General features: G+C 34.8%; 10 protein-coding genes. All 10 read left to right on the top strand.

All coding sequences use genetic code 11. The annotated features are described in order from the left end of the window. The first annotated feature begins 8 nt into the window (after nt 1-8). On the top strand, nt 9-674 hold the full coding sequence (locus tag OM075_RS08975) for a transaldolase family protein (protein ID WP_301190163.1): 666 nt from the start codon (nt 9-11) through the stop codon (nt 672-674). 124 nt (nt 675-798) lie between these two features. Next, entirely contained in the window at nt 799-2,316 is a 1,518-nt protein-coding gene (locus OM075_RS08970; protein WP_301190162.1) for a phosphohexomutase domain-containing protein, read from the top strand. A 324-nt stretch (nt 2,317-2,640) separates the two neighbouring features. Beyond that, nucleotides 2,641-5,838 (top strand): SusC/RagA family TonB-linked outer membrane protein, encoded by a 3,198-nt coding sequence (locus OM075_RS08965; RefSeq protein ID WP_301190161.1) that lies wholly within the window; start codon nt 2,641-2,643, stop codon nt 5,836-5,838. Nucleotides 5,839-5,857: 19 nt separating this feature from the next. Then, nucleotides 5,858-7,492, top strand: a complete 1,635-nt coding sequence (locus OM075_RS08960; protein WP_301190160.1) for a RagB/SusD family nutrient uptake outer membrane protein — start codon at nt 5,858-5,860, stop codon at nt 7,490-7,492. Nucleotides 7,493-7,509: 17 nt separating this feature from the next. Beyond that, a complete protein-coding gene (locus OM075_RS08955) occupies nt 7,510-9,540 on the top strand; it encodes a hypothetical protein (protein ID WP_301190159.1) in 2,031 nt (676 codons plus the stop codon). Nucleotides 9,541-9,599: 59 nt separating this feature from the next. Continuing rightward, complete coding sequence (locus tag OM075_RS08950) at nt 9,600-11,255, top strand: cellulase family glycosylhydrolase (protein ID WP_301190158.1); 1,656 nt, start codon at nt 9,600-9,602, stop codon at nt 11,253-11,255. A 25-nt stretch (nt 11,256-11,280) separates the two neighbouring features. Next, on the top strand, nt 11,281-14,136 hold the full coding sequence (locus OM075_RS08945; protein ID WP_301190157.1) for a TIM-barrel domain-containing protein: 2,856 nt from the start codon (nt 11,281-11,283) through the stop codon (nt 14,134-14,136). Between the two features lie 78 nt (nt 14,137-14,214). Further along, nucleotides 14,215-16,635 carry a glycosyl hydrolase family 95 catalytic domain-containing protein gene (locus tag OM075_RS08940; RefSeq protein WP_301190156.1) on the top strand — a complete coding sequence of 807 codons (2,421 nt, stop codon included), beginning with the start codon at nt 14,215-14,217 and terminating at the stop codon, nt 16,633-16,635. Nucleotides 16,636-16,656: 21 nt separating this feature from the next. After that, a complete protein-coding gene (locus OM075_RS08935; RefSeq protein WP_301190155.1) occupies nt 16,657-18,834 on the top strand; it encodes a beta-glucosidase in 2,178 nt (725 codons plus the stop codon). A gap of 63 nt (nt 18,835-18,897) precedes the next feature. Further along, the gene (locus OM075_RS08930) at nt 18,898-22,989 is read left to right on the top strand and encodes a hybrid sensor histidine kinase/response regulator transcription factor (RefSeq protein WP_301190154.1); all 4,092 of its coding nucleotides are present in this window, start codon (nt 18,898-18,900) and stop codon (nt 22,987-22,989) included. The last annotated feature ends 22 nt before the right edge of the window (nt 22,990-23,011 follow it).

The following is a 23,011-nucleotide window of genomic DNA, read 5'->3' as shown; positions in this document are numbered from 1 at the left end:
ATATCAAAATGATTTATTTAGCGGATACTGCAAATGTTGAAGAATTGAAAAAACTGTTTTACTACTTTCCATTGGAGGGAGTAACTACAAATCCAACAATTCTTGCTGCAGAAAAGAAACCAATGTCCCAAATAATGCCCAAATTGGTTGAGTTGGTTGGAGATAAGATGTTACATGTGCAAATGATTAGCAATAAGGCTGAAGATATGGTAAGAGAAGCTGTTGCCTATAAAAAAATGTATGATTTAGGTGATAACTACTTTGCTAAAATACCTGTTACTGAAGAAGGTTACAGAGCCATGCCTATGATAAAGGATAAAGGAATTAATGTAACTGCTACAGCAATATTTACTCAACAGCAAGCATTAGTTGCTGCAAGAGCTGGAGCGGATTGGGTAGCGCCGTATGTGAATCGATTGGATAATATTTCATCTCATGGTATTGAAGTTGTTGGCAATATTGTAGAAAATATTAAAAGATATAATTTAAATACCGGAGTGTTAGCCGCTAGTTTTAAAACGGTAGATCAGGTGCATCGTGTTAGTATGATGGGCAGTCAGGCTGCTACCGTGGGATTTGAAATACTAGAGCGACTTAGAAGTCACCCAATGACAGATACAAGTGTTGAGTGGTTTGAGAATGATGCTAAAGGAATTTACGATATAGATTTTTAGAAATAAATGTAAAAAAGGGGATTTAGCAAAAGTGTTAAATCCCCTTTTTTGTAAATGTAAGGCTCTGATCTATATCTTAAATATTTCGGATTGTGTTAACTTAATAGTTCTAAATTCTAAAAATATGGAAGGTACAGTAAATTGGAAAAAACTTCAGAACGGCTCAGATATCAGAGGTGTGGCGATGGAGGGGATTCAGGGGGAGTCGGTTAATTTATCAAAAGATGTAGTGGAGCAATTAGGGAAAGCTTTTGCTCAATGGATTCGCTTAAAACGGCCCAATCAATCAACTTATGTTGTTGCGGTTGGAATGGACTCTCGTTTAACAGGCCCTGATCTGAAAGATGCTTTTGCCTGTGGCTTGTCAGCAATGGGAGTTGATGTTTACGATTGCGGTATTGCATCCACACCCGCAATGTTTATGACAACTGTGGATAAAAATTATTCCATTGATGCAGGAGTGATGATCACAGCCAGTCACCTTCCGTTTAACCGAAATGGATTAAAATTTTTTACCTGTGAAGGAGGAGCAAACAAAAGTGATATCACAGAAATACTTACCATTGCGGAACAAAATCAGTTTGTCACTTCAGATAAGAAAGGAATTGTAAAACAGTTGGATTATATCTCTGTTTATTCTCAGCTACTGGTATCTACTATAAGATCAAAAGTAAAAACAGGTGTTGATAATACCTATCCATTAAAAGGACTAAAAATAATTGTGGATGCAGGCAATGGTGCCGGAGGATTTTTTGCAGATAAAGTACTTGCAGAGTTAGGCGCAGATATATCCGGAAGTCAGTTTCTTGAACCAGATGGAAAATTTCCAAATCATGTACCAAATCCAGAGGATGAAGAAGCAATGCAATTTATTTGCGAGGCAGTGATTCGCCAAAAAGCAGATTTGGGGATCATCTTTGATACAGATGTGGATCGATCTGCAATGGTTGATCAGGATGGAAATCCTATTAATAGAAATGAATTAATTGCCTTAATTTCAGCCGTGATTTTGGATGAGCATCCAGATAGCACAATTGTTACAGATTCAATTACATCAGATGGCTTAGCATGGTTTATTGAAGAGCATTTAAAGGGTGAACATCACCGTTTTAAAAGAGGATATAAAAACGTAATCAATGAAGCTATTCGATTAAATGAAGCAGGTAAGGAGTCTTGGTTAGCCATTGAAACAAGCGGCCATGCAGCCTTGAAAGAAAATTACTTTTTAGATGATGGTGCTTTTTTAGTTGCAAAACTTTTAATTAAGCTAGCTGACTTAAGACTTGAAAATAAGACTTTAGCTCAGTTAATAGAGGAACTTCCACGACCACAGGAAAGTAAAGAAATAAGGATTGCTATTAAAACAGATGATTTTGTAGCTTATGGACAAAAGATTATTGAAGAGTTAGAGAATAACTTACTACCTGATTGGACTAAAGTTCCTAAAAATTATGAAGGCATACGAGTAAAATGTGCATCAGAGGATGAGGATGGATGGTTTCTGTTGCGTTTATCCTTACATGATCCGATGATTCCAATTAATATAGAATCAAATATTAAAGGTGGTGTTCTGAAAATCGCCCAAAGATTAAAGAGTTTACTTTTAAAATATGATCAGTTAGATCTTAAGGTTTTTGATTAAGTTAACCTTGATTTATATTTCAAAAACGCCTGGATGTTAAAAATATTCAGGCGTTTTTATTTGATCAAATAGTATTGATTATTTTTTAAATTATAACATTTTTTAAATATTTTATCAAATATGTGTAATGTGCAGTATTATAGTAATATATGGACTTATGTAGTTGTATTTTGTTAACAAAATGACTGTCATTTAATATCAATTTGTACATATAGATTATCATTTTAACCTATTGTATTAACATTTATTAAGGAAGTTTAGACTCGCCATAAATACATTTGTCATGTGTTTCATAAATCGAGTTTTATTTTAAATCTATATTCTATGAATATTAAAAAATCTAATGAAAGAATTTCGGTACAATCAATTCCAAGATTGCTCTTGGTTTATGCCGGAATAGTATTAATGTTGTTTTCCACAACGATAGTCTTTGGGCAAAGCTCTCGCTCAATTACAGGTACTGTAACCTCAAAAGCAGATGGACAAGCCATTCCGGGTGCTAGTGTTATTGTAGAAGGTACTACAAATGGTGTTATTACAAATGTGGATGGTGAATTTAGTATTGATTGCAATGAAAATGATGTATTGATTATTTCATTTATCGGACTAAAAACCCAGCAGATTGTTGTAACAAATCAAACCACACTATCCATTAAAATGGAAGAAGAAATTTCACAGTTTGATGAAGTAGTGGTTGTTGGTTATGGGGTTCAGCAAAAGAAATTAGTTACCGGAGCCACAGTTCAGGTAAAAGGAGATCAAATTCAAAAGCAAAACACCACCAGTCCTTTACAAGCAATGCAAGGACAAACTCCGGGTGTTAATATTTCTTCCACTTCAGGCCAGCCGGGAGCTGATATGAAAGTAACTATTCGCGGTTTAGGAACAGTTGGTAATTCAGGCCCTCTTTACATTATAGATGGTGTACAGGGAGATATTTCGACTTTAAATGCCAGTGATATTCAAAGTATTGATGTATTAAAGGATGCGGCTTCAGCTGCAATTTATGGTTCGCAGGCAGCAAATGGTGTGGTTTTGGTAACCACTAAACAAGGTAAAGCAGGTTCTGCACAAGTTGTTTTTGATGCTTATTATGGTGTACAAAATGTAATGAGTACTACCAACATGCTTAATAGAGAAGAGTATATTACTATTATGCAGGAACAAGCTTTGAATTCGGGATCAGCATTATATGATGCAAGTGTTTTTGAAGGAGCTGCTAATTCGGATTGGGTTAACCAAATGTTTTATGATGATGCGGTTACTCAAAATTATTCTTTAGGTATTAATGGAGGTACAGAAAGTTCAGTTTATGCAATGTCAATGAATTATACAGGACAAGAAGGTATTGTTGGTGGACCAGATGTTTCAAATTATGAGCGTTATGGTTTCAGAATTAATACAGAGCATAAACTATATGATAATGTGTTAAAAGTTGGACAACATTTAAATTTTAACTACATCAAAAATACTGGTATAAGTGTAGGTAATCAATACAATAATACATTAAGAGGTGCATTTACAACATCACCGTTAGCTCCGGTTTACAGTGATAATAATATTTATGATAGTCCTTATAACGATACATCAAACTCTCCTTGGTTTAAAGGTGATGGAAACCCTTATGGTTCAATGATGACTAACACAAATAATGAAAATGATGGTCAAAGACTTTTAGGTGATGTATATGCTGAATTAGAGCCAATTAAAAACTTGAAAGTTAAAACATTGTTTGGTTTTAATTATTATGCAAACGAATATAGAAGTTTTAGCCCTTTATATCAGTTTTCTATCTATGCATATAACAATGACCATACTTCAGTAAATCAAAGTATGAGTAAAGGTCATACAATGACATGGACAAACACTGCTAGTTATAATTTTGAATTAGATGGCGGTCATAAATTTGATGTTTTAGCAGGTATGGAAGCCATTCGTTATCAAGGAACAAACCTTTCAGCCTCTAACTGGAACTTGCTAAGTCAGTTTAATGATTTTGCTCACGCTTATATCGATAATACAACAGGTCAGGCTACTTTGCAAAAAGATGAAGATGGTAATGCAACCGGTGTTGTTGAAACAAAAGGAGTAGGTGGTGGACCATCTGTAAAATCGCGAAGATTATCATATTTCGGTCGTTTAGCATATAATTATAAAGAGAAATATATGTTTAATGCCACTTTAAGAGCTGATGCGTCTTCAAAATTTGCAGAAGGAAATCGTTGGGGATATTTCCCATCAGCTTCTGCCGGATGGGTGGTAAGTAACGAGTCATTTATGGAAGGCGTTTCATCATGGATGAGCTTTTTAAAATTAAGAGTAAGTTGGGGACAAGTTGGTAACCAGAATATTTCTGATTTCCAATATGCATCACCAATGAATACTTCCACAAGTTATTCTTCGAGTGACCCTGCTGCAAACTATGTTTTTGGTACTTCATTGGTTAATACTCCAGGTTCTTACCCAAGTCGTTTATCAAATCTTAATGTTAAATGGGAGACTTCAGAACAAACTAATATTGGTTTCGATGCTTACTTTTTAAACAGCAGATTAGGTGTTAATGGTGATTTTTATATTAAAACAACTAAAGATTGGTTAGTACAAGCACCAATTTTAGCTACAGCGGGAGCAGGAGCACCTTATATAAATGGAGGTGATGTTAAAAACACAGGTATTGAATTAGCACTTTCATGGAATGATAATATTGGAGATTTTACTTATTCAATTGGGGTTAATGGTGCTTACAACAAAAACGAAGTAGGAAGCATTCCAACAGAAGATGGAATTATTCACGGTTCAACTAACATGTTGTATGATAACAGTGAAGAATTTTACAGAGCTCAAAATGGTTATGAAATTGGATACTTTTGGGGATATGAAACAGCAGGTATTTTCCAAAGCTATGAAGATATTGAAAACTGGAAAGCTGCAGGAAATGGAATTTTACAGTCAAATGTAAAACCCGGAGATGTAAAATTTGTAGATCAAAAACATGATGGAGTTGTAAATGCCGATGATAAAGTAGATTTAGGATCAGGTATTCCTGATATTACTTACGGTCTTAATTTAAATTTAGGATATAAAAACTTTGATTTTTCAGTAACAGCAAATGGTGTTATTGGAAATAAAATAGTACAGTCTTACCGTAATCACTCCAATAAACAAGCCAACTATACAACAGCTATTTTAGATCGTTGGACTGGAGAAGGAACTTCTAATAAAATGCCAAGAGTTACAGAAACCAATATTAACTGGCAATTCTCTGACTTATATCTTCAGGATGGAGACTTTTTAAGAATCAGCAATGTGGCTGTTGGTTATGACTTTAGTAAATTAATCAAATGGTCGCCAATGAGTCAGTTTAGAGTTTACGCAGCTGTACAAAATGCTTTCACTTTCACAAAGTATAATGGTATGGATCCTGAAATTGGATATGGAACTTCAAGCTGGGTATCAGGTATTGATTTGGGATATTATCCACGTCCAAGAACTTATTTGGTAGGTGTAAATCTTAAATTTTAATGAATAAAATATTATTCTTATGAACAAGTTAAAACGAAATATATTAGCAATAGGTGTTCTGAGTCTGGGGATGTTTTCTTGTAGCGAATCATACCTTGACGTAGAACCAGAAACATCAATTTTTGATAGTAACTACTACAAAACAGTTGAAGATTTTGAAATGGCTCTTGTTGGATGTTACGATGGTTATCAGGTAACTACATCAAATGGAAATCAGTCATTTTATGTAACTTCTGAGGTTTTGTCAGACAACTGCTTTGGAGGTACTGGTAATACAGATGGAAGAGGTTATCAGGTTCTTGACAGATTTGATTTATCGCAATCTCCTTCCGATAACAACATATTCAATGGTACATGGAGCGACTATTACGCAGGTATTTTCAGATGTAATAAATTACTTCAGAAGATGACAGAAATGAATTGGGAAGGAAATGAAGATGATCAGGTTAGAATTGAAGGTGAAACTCGTTTTTTACGAGCCAAATTGTACTTCGATCTAGTAAGATTATTCAATAGAATTCCATTGCTAACAGAGCCTTCAACTGACAATATCCCTCAGTCGGAACCTGCAGCAGTTTATAAATTGATTGCAGAAGATTTAAAATTTGCATCAGAAAATCTTGATGCTCCTGCTTATTCAGCAGAGTGGGCTGCCGAAAATGATGGAAGAGCCACTCAATGGGCTGCAAAAGCACTTCTTGGTAGAGTATTTTTATTCTATACTGGTTATTACGGACAATCAAATATTGAAGGAGTTGTTGATAATGCTTATGTATTAGCAGGCCTTGAAAATGTGATTAGTGAAGGTGGCTTTGGATTGGTTGAAGAATATAAAAATTTATGGGAAGCTGCATCTTCAGTGCCTAATGTAGAAAATAATACGCTTGAAACAACTTGGGCAGGAAGAGGAAACAAAGAAGCAGTATTTACTCAGAAGTTTAATTATACACAGGATTATAATGGAAATGCTGACGGTAACCGTTGGTTAGTTATGATGGGAATGCGTAATACAAACTTTTCGCCTTATGGTAAAGGTTGGGGAGCATGTACTGTTAATCCTGAACTTTGGAAAGATTATGACACTAATGATGCACGTAAAAAAGCATCGATCATTGACATTGTAGGAGAAGGAATTGAATCCACTTTTGATTTAAAAGATCAACGTGAGTATACCGGATATACTAATAAAAAGTATACACCAATGTGTTTACCAGATGGAACTACGGTATTAGAAGGTCTTGGAGATGGTAATTTTCAACATTCACAATATCAGGATTTCATTGTTATACGATACGCAGATGTATTGTTAATGGCAGCCGAGTTAGGTAGTTCAAATGCTCAATCATATTATGATCAGGTAAGAACAAGAGCTGGATTAACAACAAAAACAGTTAGTAAAGAGAATATAATGGATGAGCGTCGTTATGAGTTTGCGTTTGAAGGTTTAAGATATTGGGATTTACTTCGTCAGGGAGTTTCAGTAGCTGCATCTGCTATTGCTGTTTCAAATTATGCAGTATTAAGTGGAAATGCTGATGATCAGGTAACCATTGATGCTGGTAACATTACCACAACTCAGGGTTTTATGCAGATTCCAAATACTCAAATTACCTTATCTGATGGAGTGTTAAAACAAAATGCTGGTTGGGAATAATTTTAAATTAAACAACAATGAAACATTTGAATAATATATTGTCATTTATACTAATAGTATTCTTGGTTGGAGCATGTACTCCTGAAGAATACAATTTGGGTGATACTGATATTCTACCAGAAGAACTGGTTGAAGGAATTGCATATACAATCACCCATGATAGCGAGAACCCAAACATCGTTTACTTAACAAGTTTAATGGGCTCGGAATATACACCTCTATGGAATCATCCACAAGGAAGAAGTCAGGATAAAGTTGTTACACTTAAAATTCCTTTTGCAGGAACTTATGAAGTACAATTTGGAGTTCAAACTCGTGGTGGATATGTTTACGGCGAAACAGTTACTTTTGATGTAGATCAGATGTATGCCGGTTTTATAGAAGATGAACTTTGGACTTTAGTTTCTGGAGGACAAGGCAAATCTAAAACATGGTATTTAGATCTTGATGGGGAACAAACATCTCGCTTTTTTGGAGGTCCTATCTGGTTCTTTACAAATACTTACGAATGGGATAACCTGCATAATGCAGCAGGTGATAACTATATAGATGCTGATGTTTGGGATGCCAAAAGTGCGATTCTTCCAAACCTTCAGGAGAGCGGTGAAGCGGTATGGTATTGGTCGGCAGATTGGGCAGGTAACCAATGGATGTGTGATGCCGCTGATTTTGGAACAATGACTTTTGATTTGATTGGTGGCGCTAACTTAACAGTAGATCAAACAGCTTATTCAACAAGTATTGGTGGAGGATCAGTTCAGAATGGATCTTATATGTTAGATACAGAAAAGCATACTATTAAATTTACAGATGCATTTCCGGTACATGACTCTAATAGAGATGCAGCGGTGACTTCAGCAACAGAATTTCGTATTTTATATGCTTCTGAAAATTTTCTTCAAATTTTAGTAGTTCCTGAAGGAGCTTGCTACAATTATATTTCAAAAGATTTTAGAGATAACTGGACTCCGGAAGAGGAAGGTGATCCGGAACCAGCACTTCCTGAAGGATGGCTTGATGATGTATCTCAATCTGTTAGTACTTCAATTAAATGGGTATTATCTCCGGAAACTCCGTTTAACTGGGCTAATTTAGATGGTTCATTAATGAATGGAGGTTGGACATCTCCTGATACTTATGCTGATTGGACTGGTTTTGATGCAAGCATTCCTGAGACTTATGCAAATTTCTCATTAACAATGAATTCTACTGATAATTCAGTAACTATGGTATTACCAGATGGAACAGAGTCTGCAGGTACTTATGCTATAGATGAAAAAGGGATATATACTTTTACTGATGTTAAGCCAGAATTTAATATTTGTTCATGGGTAAATCTTTCTACAACAGCAGAAAATCAATGGCGTATTCTATCAATTGAAAAAGATGCTGTAGGAAATCTTACTGGAATGTGGGTTGGTGCATTATCAACAGATAAGCCTGAATATATGTGTTTTAAACTAGAGCCTCAAATTGCAGGTGGTGGTGTAGATCCTTTAGAAGCAGTAAAAGGAATGCTTACATCTCAAGTTTGGAAGTTAGACTCTGAAAGAACTTATGATGTAGCTACAAGTTGGGGTGCTGAGCAAGGTCCGGTAATCTTCTCTGATTTCTCAACCTGGGCATGGAATCCAGCAGCAGGAGAACATTATGCTGCTGGTGAAGCTGGTGTTGATTATGGTACTATGCAGTTTAATCTTGATGGAACAATAACAGTAAATCAACGTCAACGAGTATATACTTATGTAGATGAAACATCTGGTGAAACATTAGAAAGACATGGAATGCCTGCAGAAACTGATGTTTTGGCTTCGGAAGAAGTTGTTACGTTAACAGGTTCATGGAGTATTGATCTGGATAATAATAAATTACTGATGACGGTAGGAGCTGTTCATCCATGGACTAATGATTACTATGTGCTTAACTGGGGAGATCTGGATATTTATAAAGTAGAGAATAATGTATTAATGTTTCAGGTAATGCGTGATGCTGAAAGATCTGGCGAAGATGCTTTTGCAATCACCTATGTATATGTTCCCGCAAATTAATAATTAATAATCCCGCTTCCTTAGTGAGGCGGGATTAATAAAATTTAAATGAATAGGTAATGAAAATAAACCACCTTATATCAAGCTTTCTAATTGCATTATTGGTGCTCTTATCATGTTCAAACGAAAGTTCTAAAGTGGAACCAGAATTAGTTGTTTCTACAAATGAACTTAATATTGATAAAGAAGGAGTTATTCAATCTTTTTATGTGAAGAGTAATTTGGATTGGACTATCTCGTCTTCTGGCGATTGGTGTAGCATTACTCCAGCTTCCGGTACTGCAGGTACAAATAAAATTGAGTTAGTTGTGAATGAGAATACAACTACAGAAAAACGAACTGCAGAGTTAACTGTTACAGCAGGCGGAATAAATAAAATAATTACAATTAATCAGGATAAAACTGATTTGATCAATATAAGTAATGGTCAGTATAATATTGAATCATCGGAGCAACAAATTAGTGTGCAATTAGAAACTTCAGATGATTTTACAGTAACTATTGATGTGGATTGGATTGTACAAAATAGCCTGAAAGCATTAACCGATTCAACGATTACATTTACTGTAAGTGAAAACAATTCATATCTTGATAGGGTAGGTAAAATTTCTTTTACATTAAATGATATAACTGAAACTGCAATTGTTAAACAAGGCGGAGTTGATATTTCTATTCCAGAAGATAAAACAGGTATGGAAAGTGATGCCATGACTCTTGCCTCAAAAATGATTGTAGGTTGGAATATCGGAAATACCATGGAAGTTCCAACTGGAGAAACAGATTGGGGTAACCCTATGGTAAATCAACAGTTAATAGATGGCGTAAAAAATGCTGGTTTTAATGCCATAAGAATTCCTTGTGCATGGAATAGCTACATTGTAGATGAAGAAACGTATAAGATAAGTGATGAGTGGCTTGTCAGGGTAAAAGAAGTGATTGATTATTGTTATAATGCAGATATGTATATTGTCCTGAATATCCATTGGGACGGTGGATGGCTTGAAAATTATCCTCTTTATTCTTATCAGGAAGCTGTTAACGAAAAGCAATATGCATTATGGTCGCAAATAGCAACGTATTTCAGAGATTATGATGAGCATTTACTATTTGCAGGAACAAACGAAGTGCACGAAGATGGCGTGTATACCACACCAACTTCTGAAAATATTGAGGTTCAGGAATCATATAATCAAACCTTTATTGATGCAGTGAGAGCAACAGGAGGCAAAAATGCTTATAGAAATCTAGTGATCCAAACCTACAATACCAACATTTATTGGGGATATGATTATCACACCATGTCAACTGATGTTGTAGAAGATAGATTATTTGTAGAAGTCCATTATTATGATCCATACAATTTCTGTTTAAATACAGGTTCTAATGCCGAATCTACATGGGAAGATGATGGCCAGATAGATGATGCATTTAGTAAAGTAAAATCAAAATACGTAGATAATGGAATTCCTGCAATTCTTGGTGAGTATGGAGTTGTGATAAGAGATAACCTTTCTGGTGAAGCTTTTACACAGGCAGAGACTTCCAGATATAATTATTACAAAAAAATTAATCAGGCAGCTAAACAAAATGGCATAATCACTTTTGCCTGGGATATTGGTATAAGGGATAATAATGGTATGAAATTATTCGACAGAACTAATGGAGAGGTTACAGATGTTGATATTGTTGAAGCAATTATGTCAGGAGTTGAGTAACAAAAAAGGATAAAAGATTTTAGGTATGAAGGGCAAAATAACAATCAAATATTTCGTAGCATCACTGCTGATTATTTCAAGTTTAATATCGTGCAATAAAAGTACTTATCAAACCATAGATAACGGAGTTATTGTACAATTAAAACAAAAGAAAAGTACTGATGCTTCTTTAGTAAAACTAGAAGTTGTTTCTGATGATATCATTCGGGTAGTAGCAACCCCTGAAAACAATTTTTCAGAAAGGAAAAGTCTGATCATTGTTCCTCAAAAACAAAATAATGTAAAGTATAATGTTGTTGAAAATAATGATGAGGTTGAAATAACAACAGCTGCCATAAAAGCAAAAGTATCTTTAATTACAGGAGAAGTTGCCTTTTTTGATTTGGAAGGTAATCCATTGTTAAAAGAAGATCAGGGGGGAAGTAAAAAATTCTCACCTATTACAGCCGATGGTTTTTCAGGTTATACTTTTGAACAGGTTTTTGACTCTCCAAAAGATGAATCTTTTTACGGATTAGGGCAGCATCAAAGTGATGAGTGGAACTACAAAGGGAAAAATGAAATATTGTATCAATACAATACTAAGGTTTCTATTCCATTTGTTGTGTCTAATAAAAATTACGGATTATTGTGGGATAATTATTCATTAACACGTTTCGGTAATCCGGATGAATATAAAGAATTAACGCAGTTTAAGCTGTATGATAAAAATGGAAAAGAAGGTGGATTAACAGCTACATATATTACTGGGTCAGGTGATGTTTTTGAAGAAAGAAATGAAGCTGAAATTGATTATGAAAATCTTGAAACAGTCAATAAATTTCCTCAAGATTTTCCATTTAATAATTCCGAGATTGTTTGGAATGGTCAAATTGAAGCAAAAGAAACAGGAGATTATTTCTTTAAACTTTACTATGCGGGTTATACGCGTGTTGAAGTCGGAGGAAAAGAGGTGGTTAAGGAAAGATGGCGAACTGCCTGGAATCCCAATACCTATAAGTTTAAAATTCACCTGGAGGCAGGAGAGAAAGTGCCTGTTAAACTGGATTGGAAACCGGATGGTGGAGTTTCATATATAAGTTTAAAGGCTTTGAGTCCAAGATCGCAGGAAGATCAGGAAAAGTTAACGCTTTGGTCTGAAATGGGACAGGAAATGGATTATTATTTTATTCATGGAGATAATATGGATGAAATAATTAGTGGCTACCGAATGCTTACAGGAAAAGCTTCCATTCTTCCTCGTTGGGCTTATGGTTTTTGGCAAAGTAGGGAACGCTATAAAACTCAGGATGAGATTGTAGAAAACTTAGCTGAATTCAGAAAGCGTCATATTCCTATTGATAATATCGTTCAGGATTGGTCCTATTGGGAAGAAGATCAATGGGGTAGTCATGAGTTTGATGCTTCTCGTTTTCCTGACCCACAAAAAATGATGGATGATATTCATTCAATGAATGCCAGATGTATGATTTCTGTATGGCCTAAATTTTATATCAATACTGATAATTATAAAGAGCTGGATAAAAAAGGATATATCTATCAGCAGGCTGTAAAAGATAGTATCAGAGACTGGATTGGAAAAGGATATATTGGTTCTTTCTATGATCCATACAGCGAGGGCGCTCGTCAATTATTCTGGGGGCAAATGCGGGATAATATCTACAAATATGGAATGGATGCCTGGTGGATGGATGCTTCTGAGCCTGATATCTTATCCAATGCAAGTTTGGAGTATCGTAAAAAGCTTTCAACGCCAACAGCCATAGGATCTTCAACTGAGTTTTTTAATACGTATGCATTAATGAATGCTGATGCCATTTATAACGGACAACGAAGTGTGGACCCAAATAAGCGTGTATTTCTTTTAACTCGTTCTGGATTTGCAGGTCTTCAGCGATATAGTACTGCAACATGGAGTGGTGATATAGGTACACGTTGGGAAGACATGAAAGCTCAGATTACTGCAGGAATGAACTTTGCTTTATCAGGAGTTCCTTACTGGACTATGGATATTGGTGGGTTCTGTGTAGAAAAGAGATATGAAAGAGCAAAAGAAGGAAGTGAAGATTTAAAAGAATGGCGTGAGTTAAATACCCGTTGGTATCAGTTCGGAACGTTTGTTCCTTTGTATCGCGCTCATGGTCAATATCCATACCGAGAAGTGTTTAATCTTGATCCAAAAGAGCAATCTACTTATCAAAGTATTGTGTACTACAATAAGTTGCGATACAGATTAATGCCTTATATCTATTCGCTTGCCGGACATGTGTATTTTGATGATTATACTATTATGAGGGCTCTGGTCATGGATTTTGCCGAGGATAAAACTGTTGAAAATATTGATGATCAATATATGTTTGGTCCTGCTGTTATGGTATGTCCGGTATATCAGTACCAGGCTCGTGAACGTGAAGTATATTTGCCAAAAGGGAAAGGTTGGTATAACGCATATGATGGTAGTTATCTTGAAGGAGGTAAAACTATTTCGGCAAGTGCTCCTTACGAAAGAATGCCGCTATTTGTAAAAGCAGGCTCTATTTTACCTATTGGTCCAGAAATAGAATATACAGATCAAAAGCTTCATGCACCAATTAAGTTAGTAGTATACACTGGTGATGATGCTCATTTTGAATTGTATGAAGATGAAGGATTGAATTACAACTACGAAAAAGAGCAGTATAGTACGATTCCAATTTCATGGTCGGAAAAAGATGGAAAATTAACCATTGGAAACAGAGAAGGAGCATTTAAAGGTATGCTTCAGGAAAGAACTTTTAATATTGTATTTGCTACAAAAGATAACAAAGTGGATTTTAATTTTGATGAATACAAAGGAACAGAAGTGAAGTATTCAGGAGAAGCGATTGAAATTAAAATGTAAAATGAAATATTAAGTTAGGCAGAAGGTTAATCCTGGCAGGCATTAGTTTGCCGGGATTAATTTTTTAAGCGTTATAATATGAGGATGGTAAGAATAATATTAATAATCTTCTTGTTAGTTGGTATACAGTTGTATAGTAAAGCTCAATTTTCAAAAGCGCCGGAAAAAGGTTTTGTTAGTTGGTTGCCTGCAGCTAAATGGGAGGATGCTTTATTAACCGGAAATGGAACGATTGGAGCCATGGTGATGGGTAATCCATTTGAAGAAAGCATTATACTAAATCATGCATTATTGTTCTTACCTAATGAAACTCCGGTAATTCCTCCGGATATGACATCTCATCTTGAAGAGATTAAAAGACTCTCGCTTGAAGGTAAATATAAAGAAGTTGCCGAATTAGGCGTTAAGCTATGGAAAGATGCCGGATATGGAGATAAAAAGTGGACCGACCCTTATGTTCCTTCAGCTGAGTTAACTATTGATATGCCTTTTTCAAATGTTGAAGATTATCAGCGATTGGTGAACTTTCAAACAGCAGAAGCTATTGTAGAATGGAAAGATCAAAGTGGTTATTTTTCAAGAAAAACATTTGCATCACGGGCTGATGGAGTTATTGTGACTCAAATTAAAGGTTCGGAGAAAATTAATACTGAGATTTTATTGCATAAATATCCTCATTCATGGGAGCAATCTCAAATGATTAGTGAACTCATAAAAACTACAGAAACCTTGGTTAAGGATGGCTTTATGCAATATCATGTGGAATACGGAAAGTCACATTCGTACTCACCAGATGGTTATGATTGTTTGTCAAAGGTAATTACAAAAGGCGGTGAAGTTGAAGAAATAAATGGCAGAATAAAAGTAACAGATGCAGATGAAGTTCTTATTCTTACTTCAATAGAACTATATAAGGGCAACAATGAAAACACTGTAGCAGCGTTAAAAAATAGATTAAACAATGCAGGTACAGATTATTCGAAATTATTACAAAATCAACTTAATACACATGGAGAACTTTATAACAGGGTGAATTTGAATTTGCATCCTTCCGAAGAAGAAAAAGAAATGACCTCAGAGACTTTAGTAGGTTCAGTTAAAAAGAAAAGTACTCCGGGAATTTTACAACGCCAATTTGAAGCTGCCCGATATAATATTTTATGTTCCACAGGTACAAACCCTCCTAACTTACAAGGAATATGGAGTGGAACTTGGACGCCGGGGTGGTGTTCTGATTTTACGCATGATGGGAATGTAGAAGTGGCAATTTCTAATTTGTTGAATGGTAATATGCCAGAATTAATGATGGCTTATTTTAATTACCACGAAAGGATGATGGAGGATTATAAAACCAATGCCAAGCAGTTTTATGGAGCCAGAGGTATTCATGTTCCTTCGCATACCAGTACTCACGGTTTAAATAACCATTACGATGAAACATGGTGTATGGAATATTGGAATGGTGGTGCAGGTTGGACAGCATCTTATTTTTATGATTATTATTTATATACGGGCGATCAATCATTTTTAAAGGAACATGCTTTTCCATTTATGGATGAGGCTCTAATGTTTTGGGAAGATTTTTTAACCATGGGAGATGATGGAAAATATATTGTTGTTCCATCTTATTCTCCAGAGAATAATCCACTTGAGCACCGATGGCAAAATTGTGTTAATGCCACAATGGATGTAATGATTATTAAAGAACTAACCAGAAACTGGATCAGTGCAGCAAAAATATTAGGACTTAGCTCTAATGAAATCAAAAAGAAGGAAGTTTTTTTAAGCCATCTGCCCGATTATCAAATTGGAGAAGATGGAGTTTTAAAAGAATGGATGTGGAAAGGATTAACTGATAATCAGTCTCATCGACATGCTTCTCATTTGTATGGTTTGTATGAAGTTCCGGATCCAGAAATACTCGCATCAAAACAATTGCAAAATGCAGTGCAAAAAACAATAAATGAACGCATGAAAATCAGGAAACAGCAACAGGGTGGAGAAATGGCTTTTGGAATGTGTCATCTGGGTTTTGCAGCAGTAAATATTGAGGATAAGGAAACAGCGTCAGAAATTTTGGAATATTTGTCTCGTTTTTACTGGACCAATAGCATGGCTACAACTCACAATCCGGGGGAATTATTTAATATGGATATTAGTGGAGGGATTCCATCCCTAATGATAAGAATGCTTGTGAATAGTCGTCCTGGTCACATTTCTCTTTTTTCAGCAACTCCTGAAGATTGGAAGGAAGGAGAATTAAGTGGTGTTTTAGCAAGAGGAAATATTTATGTTGATAGCATTAAATGGGATCAGCAACAAGCTTCGGTTCAATTAACTTCAAAAATAAGTCAGAAAATTAGTGTAAGCATTGGTGATGGCTATTCTGTTAATGACATGAAAGTAGATGGTGCAAAATATAAAGTTACAGACAATGAGTTAATTTTATTTTTAAAGCAGAATGAAATTGTTAATATTGGATTAGTTAGATCAAATTAGAAAAGAATTAAAATGTATAGAATGAGAAAATGGATATTAGGCATATTTATTTTAGCAGGTTTTGTTGCCAATGCTCAAAATAATAGTGATAAGATGATGGAGCAAAAAATTGACGAGTTGTTAAAACAAATGACTTTAGATGAGAAGATTGCAATGTGTCATGCTCAGTCAAAGTTTAGTTCACCGGGTGTACCACGATTGGGAATTCCTGAGTTATGGATGTCAGACGGCCCTCATGGTGTCAGAGGTGAAATCAATTGGGATGATTGGGGATATGCCAATTGGACTAATGATTCAATTACCGCATTTCCTGCATTAACTTGTTTGGCTGCAACATTTAATCCAGAATTGTCATATGAGTACGGAGTTGCTATTGGTGAAGAGGCTCGTTATAGAAAAAAGGATGTGTTATTAGGTCCGGGAGTTAATATTTATCGTACACCTTTAAACGGAAGAAATTTTGAATATATGGGCGAAGATCCATTTTTAGCTTCTATTATGGTCGTACCTTATATAAAAGGAGTTCAGGAAAACGGAGTAGCTGCATGTGTAAAGCATTATGCACTAAATAATCAGGAAGAATGGCGTGGTCATATTAATGTTAATGTAAGCGACAGAGCTTTACATGAAATATATTTACCTGCGTTTAAAGCTGCTGTTCAGGAAGGTGGAGTTTGGTCAATCATGGGTGCTTATAACCAATTTCGAGGACAACATTGTTGTCATAACGAAATCTTATTGAATAAAATACTTAAAGAGGACTGGGCGTTTGATGGTGCTGTGATTACCGATTGGGGAGGAACACATGATACAAAGGAAGCTGCATTAAACGGACTTGATATTGAAATGGGAACCTGGACTAACGGATTAACAGCTTCAGCTAAATTTGCTTATGATGAGTATTTTTTAGCCAATCCATTTAAAAAAATGATTGAGAGTGGTGAAATTGAAGAATCAGTCTTAGATGATAAAGTGCGTCGTATTTTACGTTTAATGATGCGCACAAATATGAATACCAATCGTTCATTTGGTAAAATGAATAATCAGGAGCATTCAGATGTGGCCAGAAAAGTGGCAGCTGAAGGAATTGTTTTATTAAAAAATGAGAACAATTTCTTTCCAATAGATGCTGATACAAAAATGACCATTGCTGTTATTGGAGAAAATGCTACACGTTCAATGACTGTTGGTGGCGGATCTTCAGAATTAAAAGCCAAATATGAAATCTCACCTTTGGAAGGAATTAAAAAGCAATTTAAAAATGCTACTATTATTCATTCTATGGGTTATGCTTCTGGCCCCTCTGCTTATGGAAGAGAAATCCCATCCGGTCTGGATGCAGATTCTCTGGTTAGTGCCGCTGTAGATGCAGCTTCAAAGGCCGATATTGTTTTATACATTGGAGGTCTCAACAAAAATCACTTTCAGGATTGTGAAGGCGGAGATAGAAAACATTTTAAATTACCTTTCGGTCAAGATGAATTAATCAATAAGATTATTGCTGTTAATAAAAATGTAGGGATGGTATTAATTAGTGGAAACGCTGTTGAAATGCCATGGATTAATAATATAAATGGATTAATTCAATCATGGTATAATGGTAGTGAAGCTGGTAATGCCTTGGCAGATATTTTATCCGGTAAAGTAAATCCATCAGGAAAATTACCATACTCGTACCCTGTTAAACTTACAGATAATGCAGCGCACCATTTCGGCGAATTGTCGTATCCAGGTGATAGTGTAAATCAGTATTACACGGAAGATATCTTTGTAGGTTATCGTTGGCATGACACCCAAAAGATCAAGCCGTTGTTTGCTTTTGGATATGGATTATCTTATACAAATTTTGAAATTGTTGACGTTAAGTTAGATAATACTTTATATACTGATAAAGATGTAATAAAAGTGCAATGTACAGTTAAAAATACTGGAAAATTGGATGGTGCTGAGGTTGTTCAGGTTTATGTTGGTAAGCCAAAATCAAAAGTAGACAGAGCCGTTAAAGAACTTAAAGGTTTTGCGAAAGTACATTTAAAAGCAGGAGAAAGTAAGATTGTAATGATCGATATTCCAATTGAAAAACTTCAGTTTTATGATGAATCACAATCCGAGTGGAGTTTGGAAAAAGGCAGTTATCTGGTTTATATAGGTAATTCCTCAGACCACATCATTCAAAAAATGAAACTTAAAATTCAATAATGTACAGAGGGATAGTAAAAACTATCCCTTTTTTGTTATTTTTCAGCATAAATCAATGATCCCATGTCGAAGTTAAGATTCCTTATAATTATTTTATTTTCCATAAGTTCATTTCAGCTACAAGCCAATACTCAATATTCGTTTTTAAAATTAGATAACCTTGATGGTTTGGTTAATAATCAGGTAACCTGTTTTTTAAAAGATTCTCGTGGTTTTGTGTGGATTGGAACAACAGCTGGATTAAGCCGGTTTGATGGAACCGAATTTGTTAATTATAAGCATTCTATTGGCGATACATCCTCAATTGTAGATAACTATATTGAAAATATTCAGGAGGATATCAATGGGAATTTATGGATTGAAACCCGAGATAGTTATGTGGTTTATTTGTTTGATCAGGAACACTTTATAACCAATATAGATCAGGTTTTAGGAATACCGGGAATTAGTCCGGAAATAGAATTGGTTTATGTTGATGAACAAAAAAATCTATGGATAAAAAGGTATTCGCATCAATATGCTGAACTTTATAATTACGAAAAGAAAGCATTGGAATTTCCTTGGCCTATGGACAAGCAAAGCAAGCATAGTATTGTAGATTTTGTTCAGGCAGGTTCTGCTTTCTATTATTTATTTAGTAACGGTGAAATTCAGAGTTTTAATAAAGATACATACCAGTTATTAAATACAGATGATTATCTAAAAGGTAAACTTGGGGTGGATAGTCTGAGCACTCGTATTTTTGTTGATAACGAAAACGATATTTGGTTTTATGCCAATTATAATGGTGTTCAGCATTATCGTAATCGTACAAATACCTGGGAGCATTACGATACTCAAACATCCAATATTAAGTTGTGCAGTAATATTGTCACCAAAATTATTCAGGATGAAAAAGGAAAAATATGGATTGGAACTGATCATGGTGGAATCAATATTTTAAACAAGTATTCTGGTGAAATTAAACTTTTAGAAGAGCAACCCGATAATGAGAAAAGTTTGTCACAGAATTCAATTACAGATCTTTATCTTGATGATAAAGGAATTGTGTGGGTTGGAACTTATAAAAAAGGAATCTGTTATTATCACGAAAGCATTTATAAGTTTCCTCATTATCAGCATTTAGTTTCTGATCCCTCCAGCTTGCCATACAATGATGTTAATTGTTTTGTGGAAGATAAAAAAGGAAATTTGTGGATTGGAACAAATGGTGGAGGCTTAATCTATTTCGATAGAAAAAAGAATAAGTATAAGGTTTATACGCATCAAACAAATAATCGTAATTCCTTGTGCAATAATGTTATTGTAAGTTTGTTTTTGGATGACGAAGACATTTTATGGATTGGTACTTTTACCGGAGGTTTAGATCGTTTTGATGGGGATAATTTTAAACATTATGTGCATAATGAAGCCAATAAATTCAGTTTGCCAAATAATAATATTTGGTCTATAGTTCAGGGCGAACCAAATCAATTGGTAATAGGAACTTTAGGTGGAGGAGTAGTTGAGTTCAATACCAGAAAAGAGATTTTTAAACCACTTGAAAATAATGGTACAGTTGAAGCTCAGTCTCCGTTTGTTTTACAAATCTATAAGCTAAAAAATGGAAACTTTTTTATGGCAACAGCTAATGGAGTTTCCTTTTATGATGTCAAAGAAAAAAGATACAAACATCATCCGGTTAAAAATTTAAAACAGGCTTTACCAATTACAATCAAGTCAATTAATTCTGTTTTGGAAGATTCCAGAGGTCTTTTATGGATTGCTTCAAGAGAAGGCCTGACGGTTTTAAATCCTAATACTGATTTTATTAAAAACTTTACAGCGCAAGATGGTCTTCCTGAAGATATCATGAAATGTTTACTGGAGGATGAATATCAGTCCATTTGGGTGAGTAAATCAAACGGATTAAGTCAGGTTATTGTAAGTCAATCTTTACCGGGAGAAGAGTATTCATTTTCTATTTATGATTATACCAAAGACGATGGTTTACAAGGGAAGGAATTTAATACACAGTCGGCTTATAAAACATCTAACAACGAACTAATTTTTGGAGGAGCCAATGGTTTTAATATGTTTCAACCTAAAAATATTAAGTACAACAGGGAGTTGCCAAAAGTTGTATTTACTAAACTTCAGGTATTTAATGAAACAGTAAAACCTAATTTAAAAATCAATAATAAAGTATTATTAAATAAATCACTAACGTCAACGGATACCATTCAGTTAAAACATTCAATGAATGTGTTTACAGTAGGGTTCTCAGCCTTGGATTTCTTTATTCCGAATAAGATGAAATTTAAGTTTAAACTGGAGGGGTTTGATAATGATTGGCGTGAAGCAGGAGAGTTGCGTGAAGTGACTTATACCAACTTAAATGCAGGTTCATATACATTAAAGGTGAAAGCTGCTAACAATGATGGATTATGGAATCATGATTATGCCGAATTACACGTAATTGTTTTGCCTCCTTTTTATGCAACCCCCTGGGCTTACTCATTATATATACTCATTATTTTGTTGATTTTGGCTTACTTACGCTATTCCATGCTTCGCAAAGAGCGTTTAAAGTTTACCATTGAGCAGGAACGTATTCAGGCCAAAAGGAATCATGAAATGGATGAAATGAAATTGCGTTTCCTGACAAATGTAAGTCATGAATTTAGAACTCCATTAACATTAATTCTTACTCCACTTGACAGACTTCTTAAAAAGGATAATTCTGATACAGATAAAAGGCTGCTTGAAACCATAGATCGAAATGCAAAACATTTGCTTGGATTGGTAAATCAATTGTTAGATTTCAGGAAGTTAGAATTACATGGTCTTCGCTATAATCCATCCTATGGTGACGTAGTTCATTTTTTGCAAGAATTAAATAATCATTTTAAAGATGAATTTGCCAAAAAGAATATTACTTATTCTTTTGAGAAAAACACAGAGCATTTCATGTTTAATTTTGATAAGGAGAAGCTTCAGAAAGTAATGATGAACTTACTGTCGAATGCCTTAAAATTTACTCCGGAAAAGGGAAAAGTTGTTTTGCAATTGGATATTAAGCAAGATGAAGGTATTGTGGAAGTTAGTGTTAAAGATTCAGGAGTGGGAATTGAAGAAAGCGAGTTGGATAATATATTTGTCCGTTTTTATCAATCAGAGAATAACAAAAAACTTGGTTTATCAGGCAGTGGCATTGGATTAAATCTGGCAAAAGAAATGGTGCAATTGCATAATGGTACCATCAGGGTTGAAAGTAAAAAAGGCGAAGGTGCCACTTTTATTGTTAGTCTTCCATTAGATCAATCTGTGATTGAAAGTAGTGCTGTAGAGCAAGATGAAGTTCAGGAAGAAGTAGCTGAACAGCAGGTAGAAGTTGTGGAAAAACGTAAGGAAAAGCCTGTTATTTTGCTCGTAGAAGACAATGTGGATTTTAGAACTTTTATGCATGAAGCTTTAGAAGACAGATTTACAATATATGAAGCACAGGATGGTAAAATAGGGTTAGAGATGGTTCATAAGGTTGATCCTGAATTGATTATTAGTGATGTTATGATGCCTAATATGGATGGCCTTGAATTATGCAAATCTCTTAGAGAAGATATCAGAACCTCCCATATCCCAATAATCTTATTAACTGCTCGTACTGCAGATGAAGACAAAATAAAAGGACTTGAAATTGGCGCAGATGATTATATAACAAAGCCTTTTAATATGGATTTGCTACTCTTACGTATCGATAAACTACTGGAAAAGAGAAGTAAATTTCAAAAGAAATTCCAAAAAACAGTGGATATAAGTCCTAGCGATATTCAAATTACATCAATGGATGAAAAGTTGATTAAAAAGGCGGTTGCATTGGTAGAAAAGAATATCGCAGAATCTAAATTTTCAGTTGAAGATTTGAGCCGCGAATTGGGTATGAGCAGGGTGTATTTGTATAAAAAATTACTGGCAATTACAGGTAAGTCACCTGTTGAATTTATGCGAATCATTCGTCTGAAACGAGGTGCTCAGTTATTAGAAAAAAGTCAGATGAATGTAGCCGAAGTTGCCTACGAAGTAGGATTTAATAGTCCTCGTTATTTTAGTAAATATTTTAAAGAGGAATATGGCATGCTTCCAACAGCCTATGTAAAAAAGAATAAGAAGGAGTGATTTTAATTATTGGTAACTGTAG

It is taken from the genome of Plebeiibacterium sediminum (genome assembly GCF_026013605.1).
GTDB classification, from domain to species: domain Bacteria; phylum Bacteroidota; class Bacteroidia; order Bacteroidales; family Marinilabiliaceae; genus Saccharicrinis; species Saccharicrinis sediminus.
The sequence above is the reverse complement of the archived record's forward strand: the minus strand, read 5'-3'. Positions and strand labels throughout refer to the sequence as shown.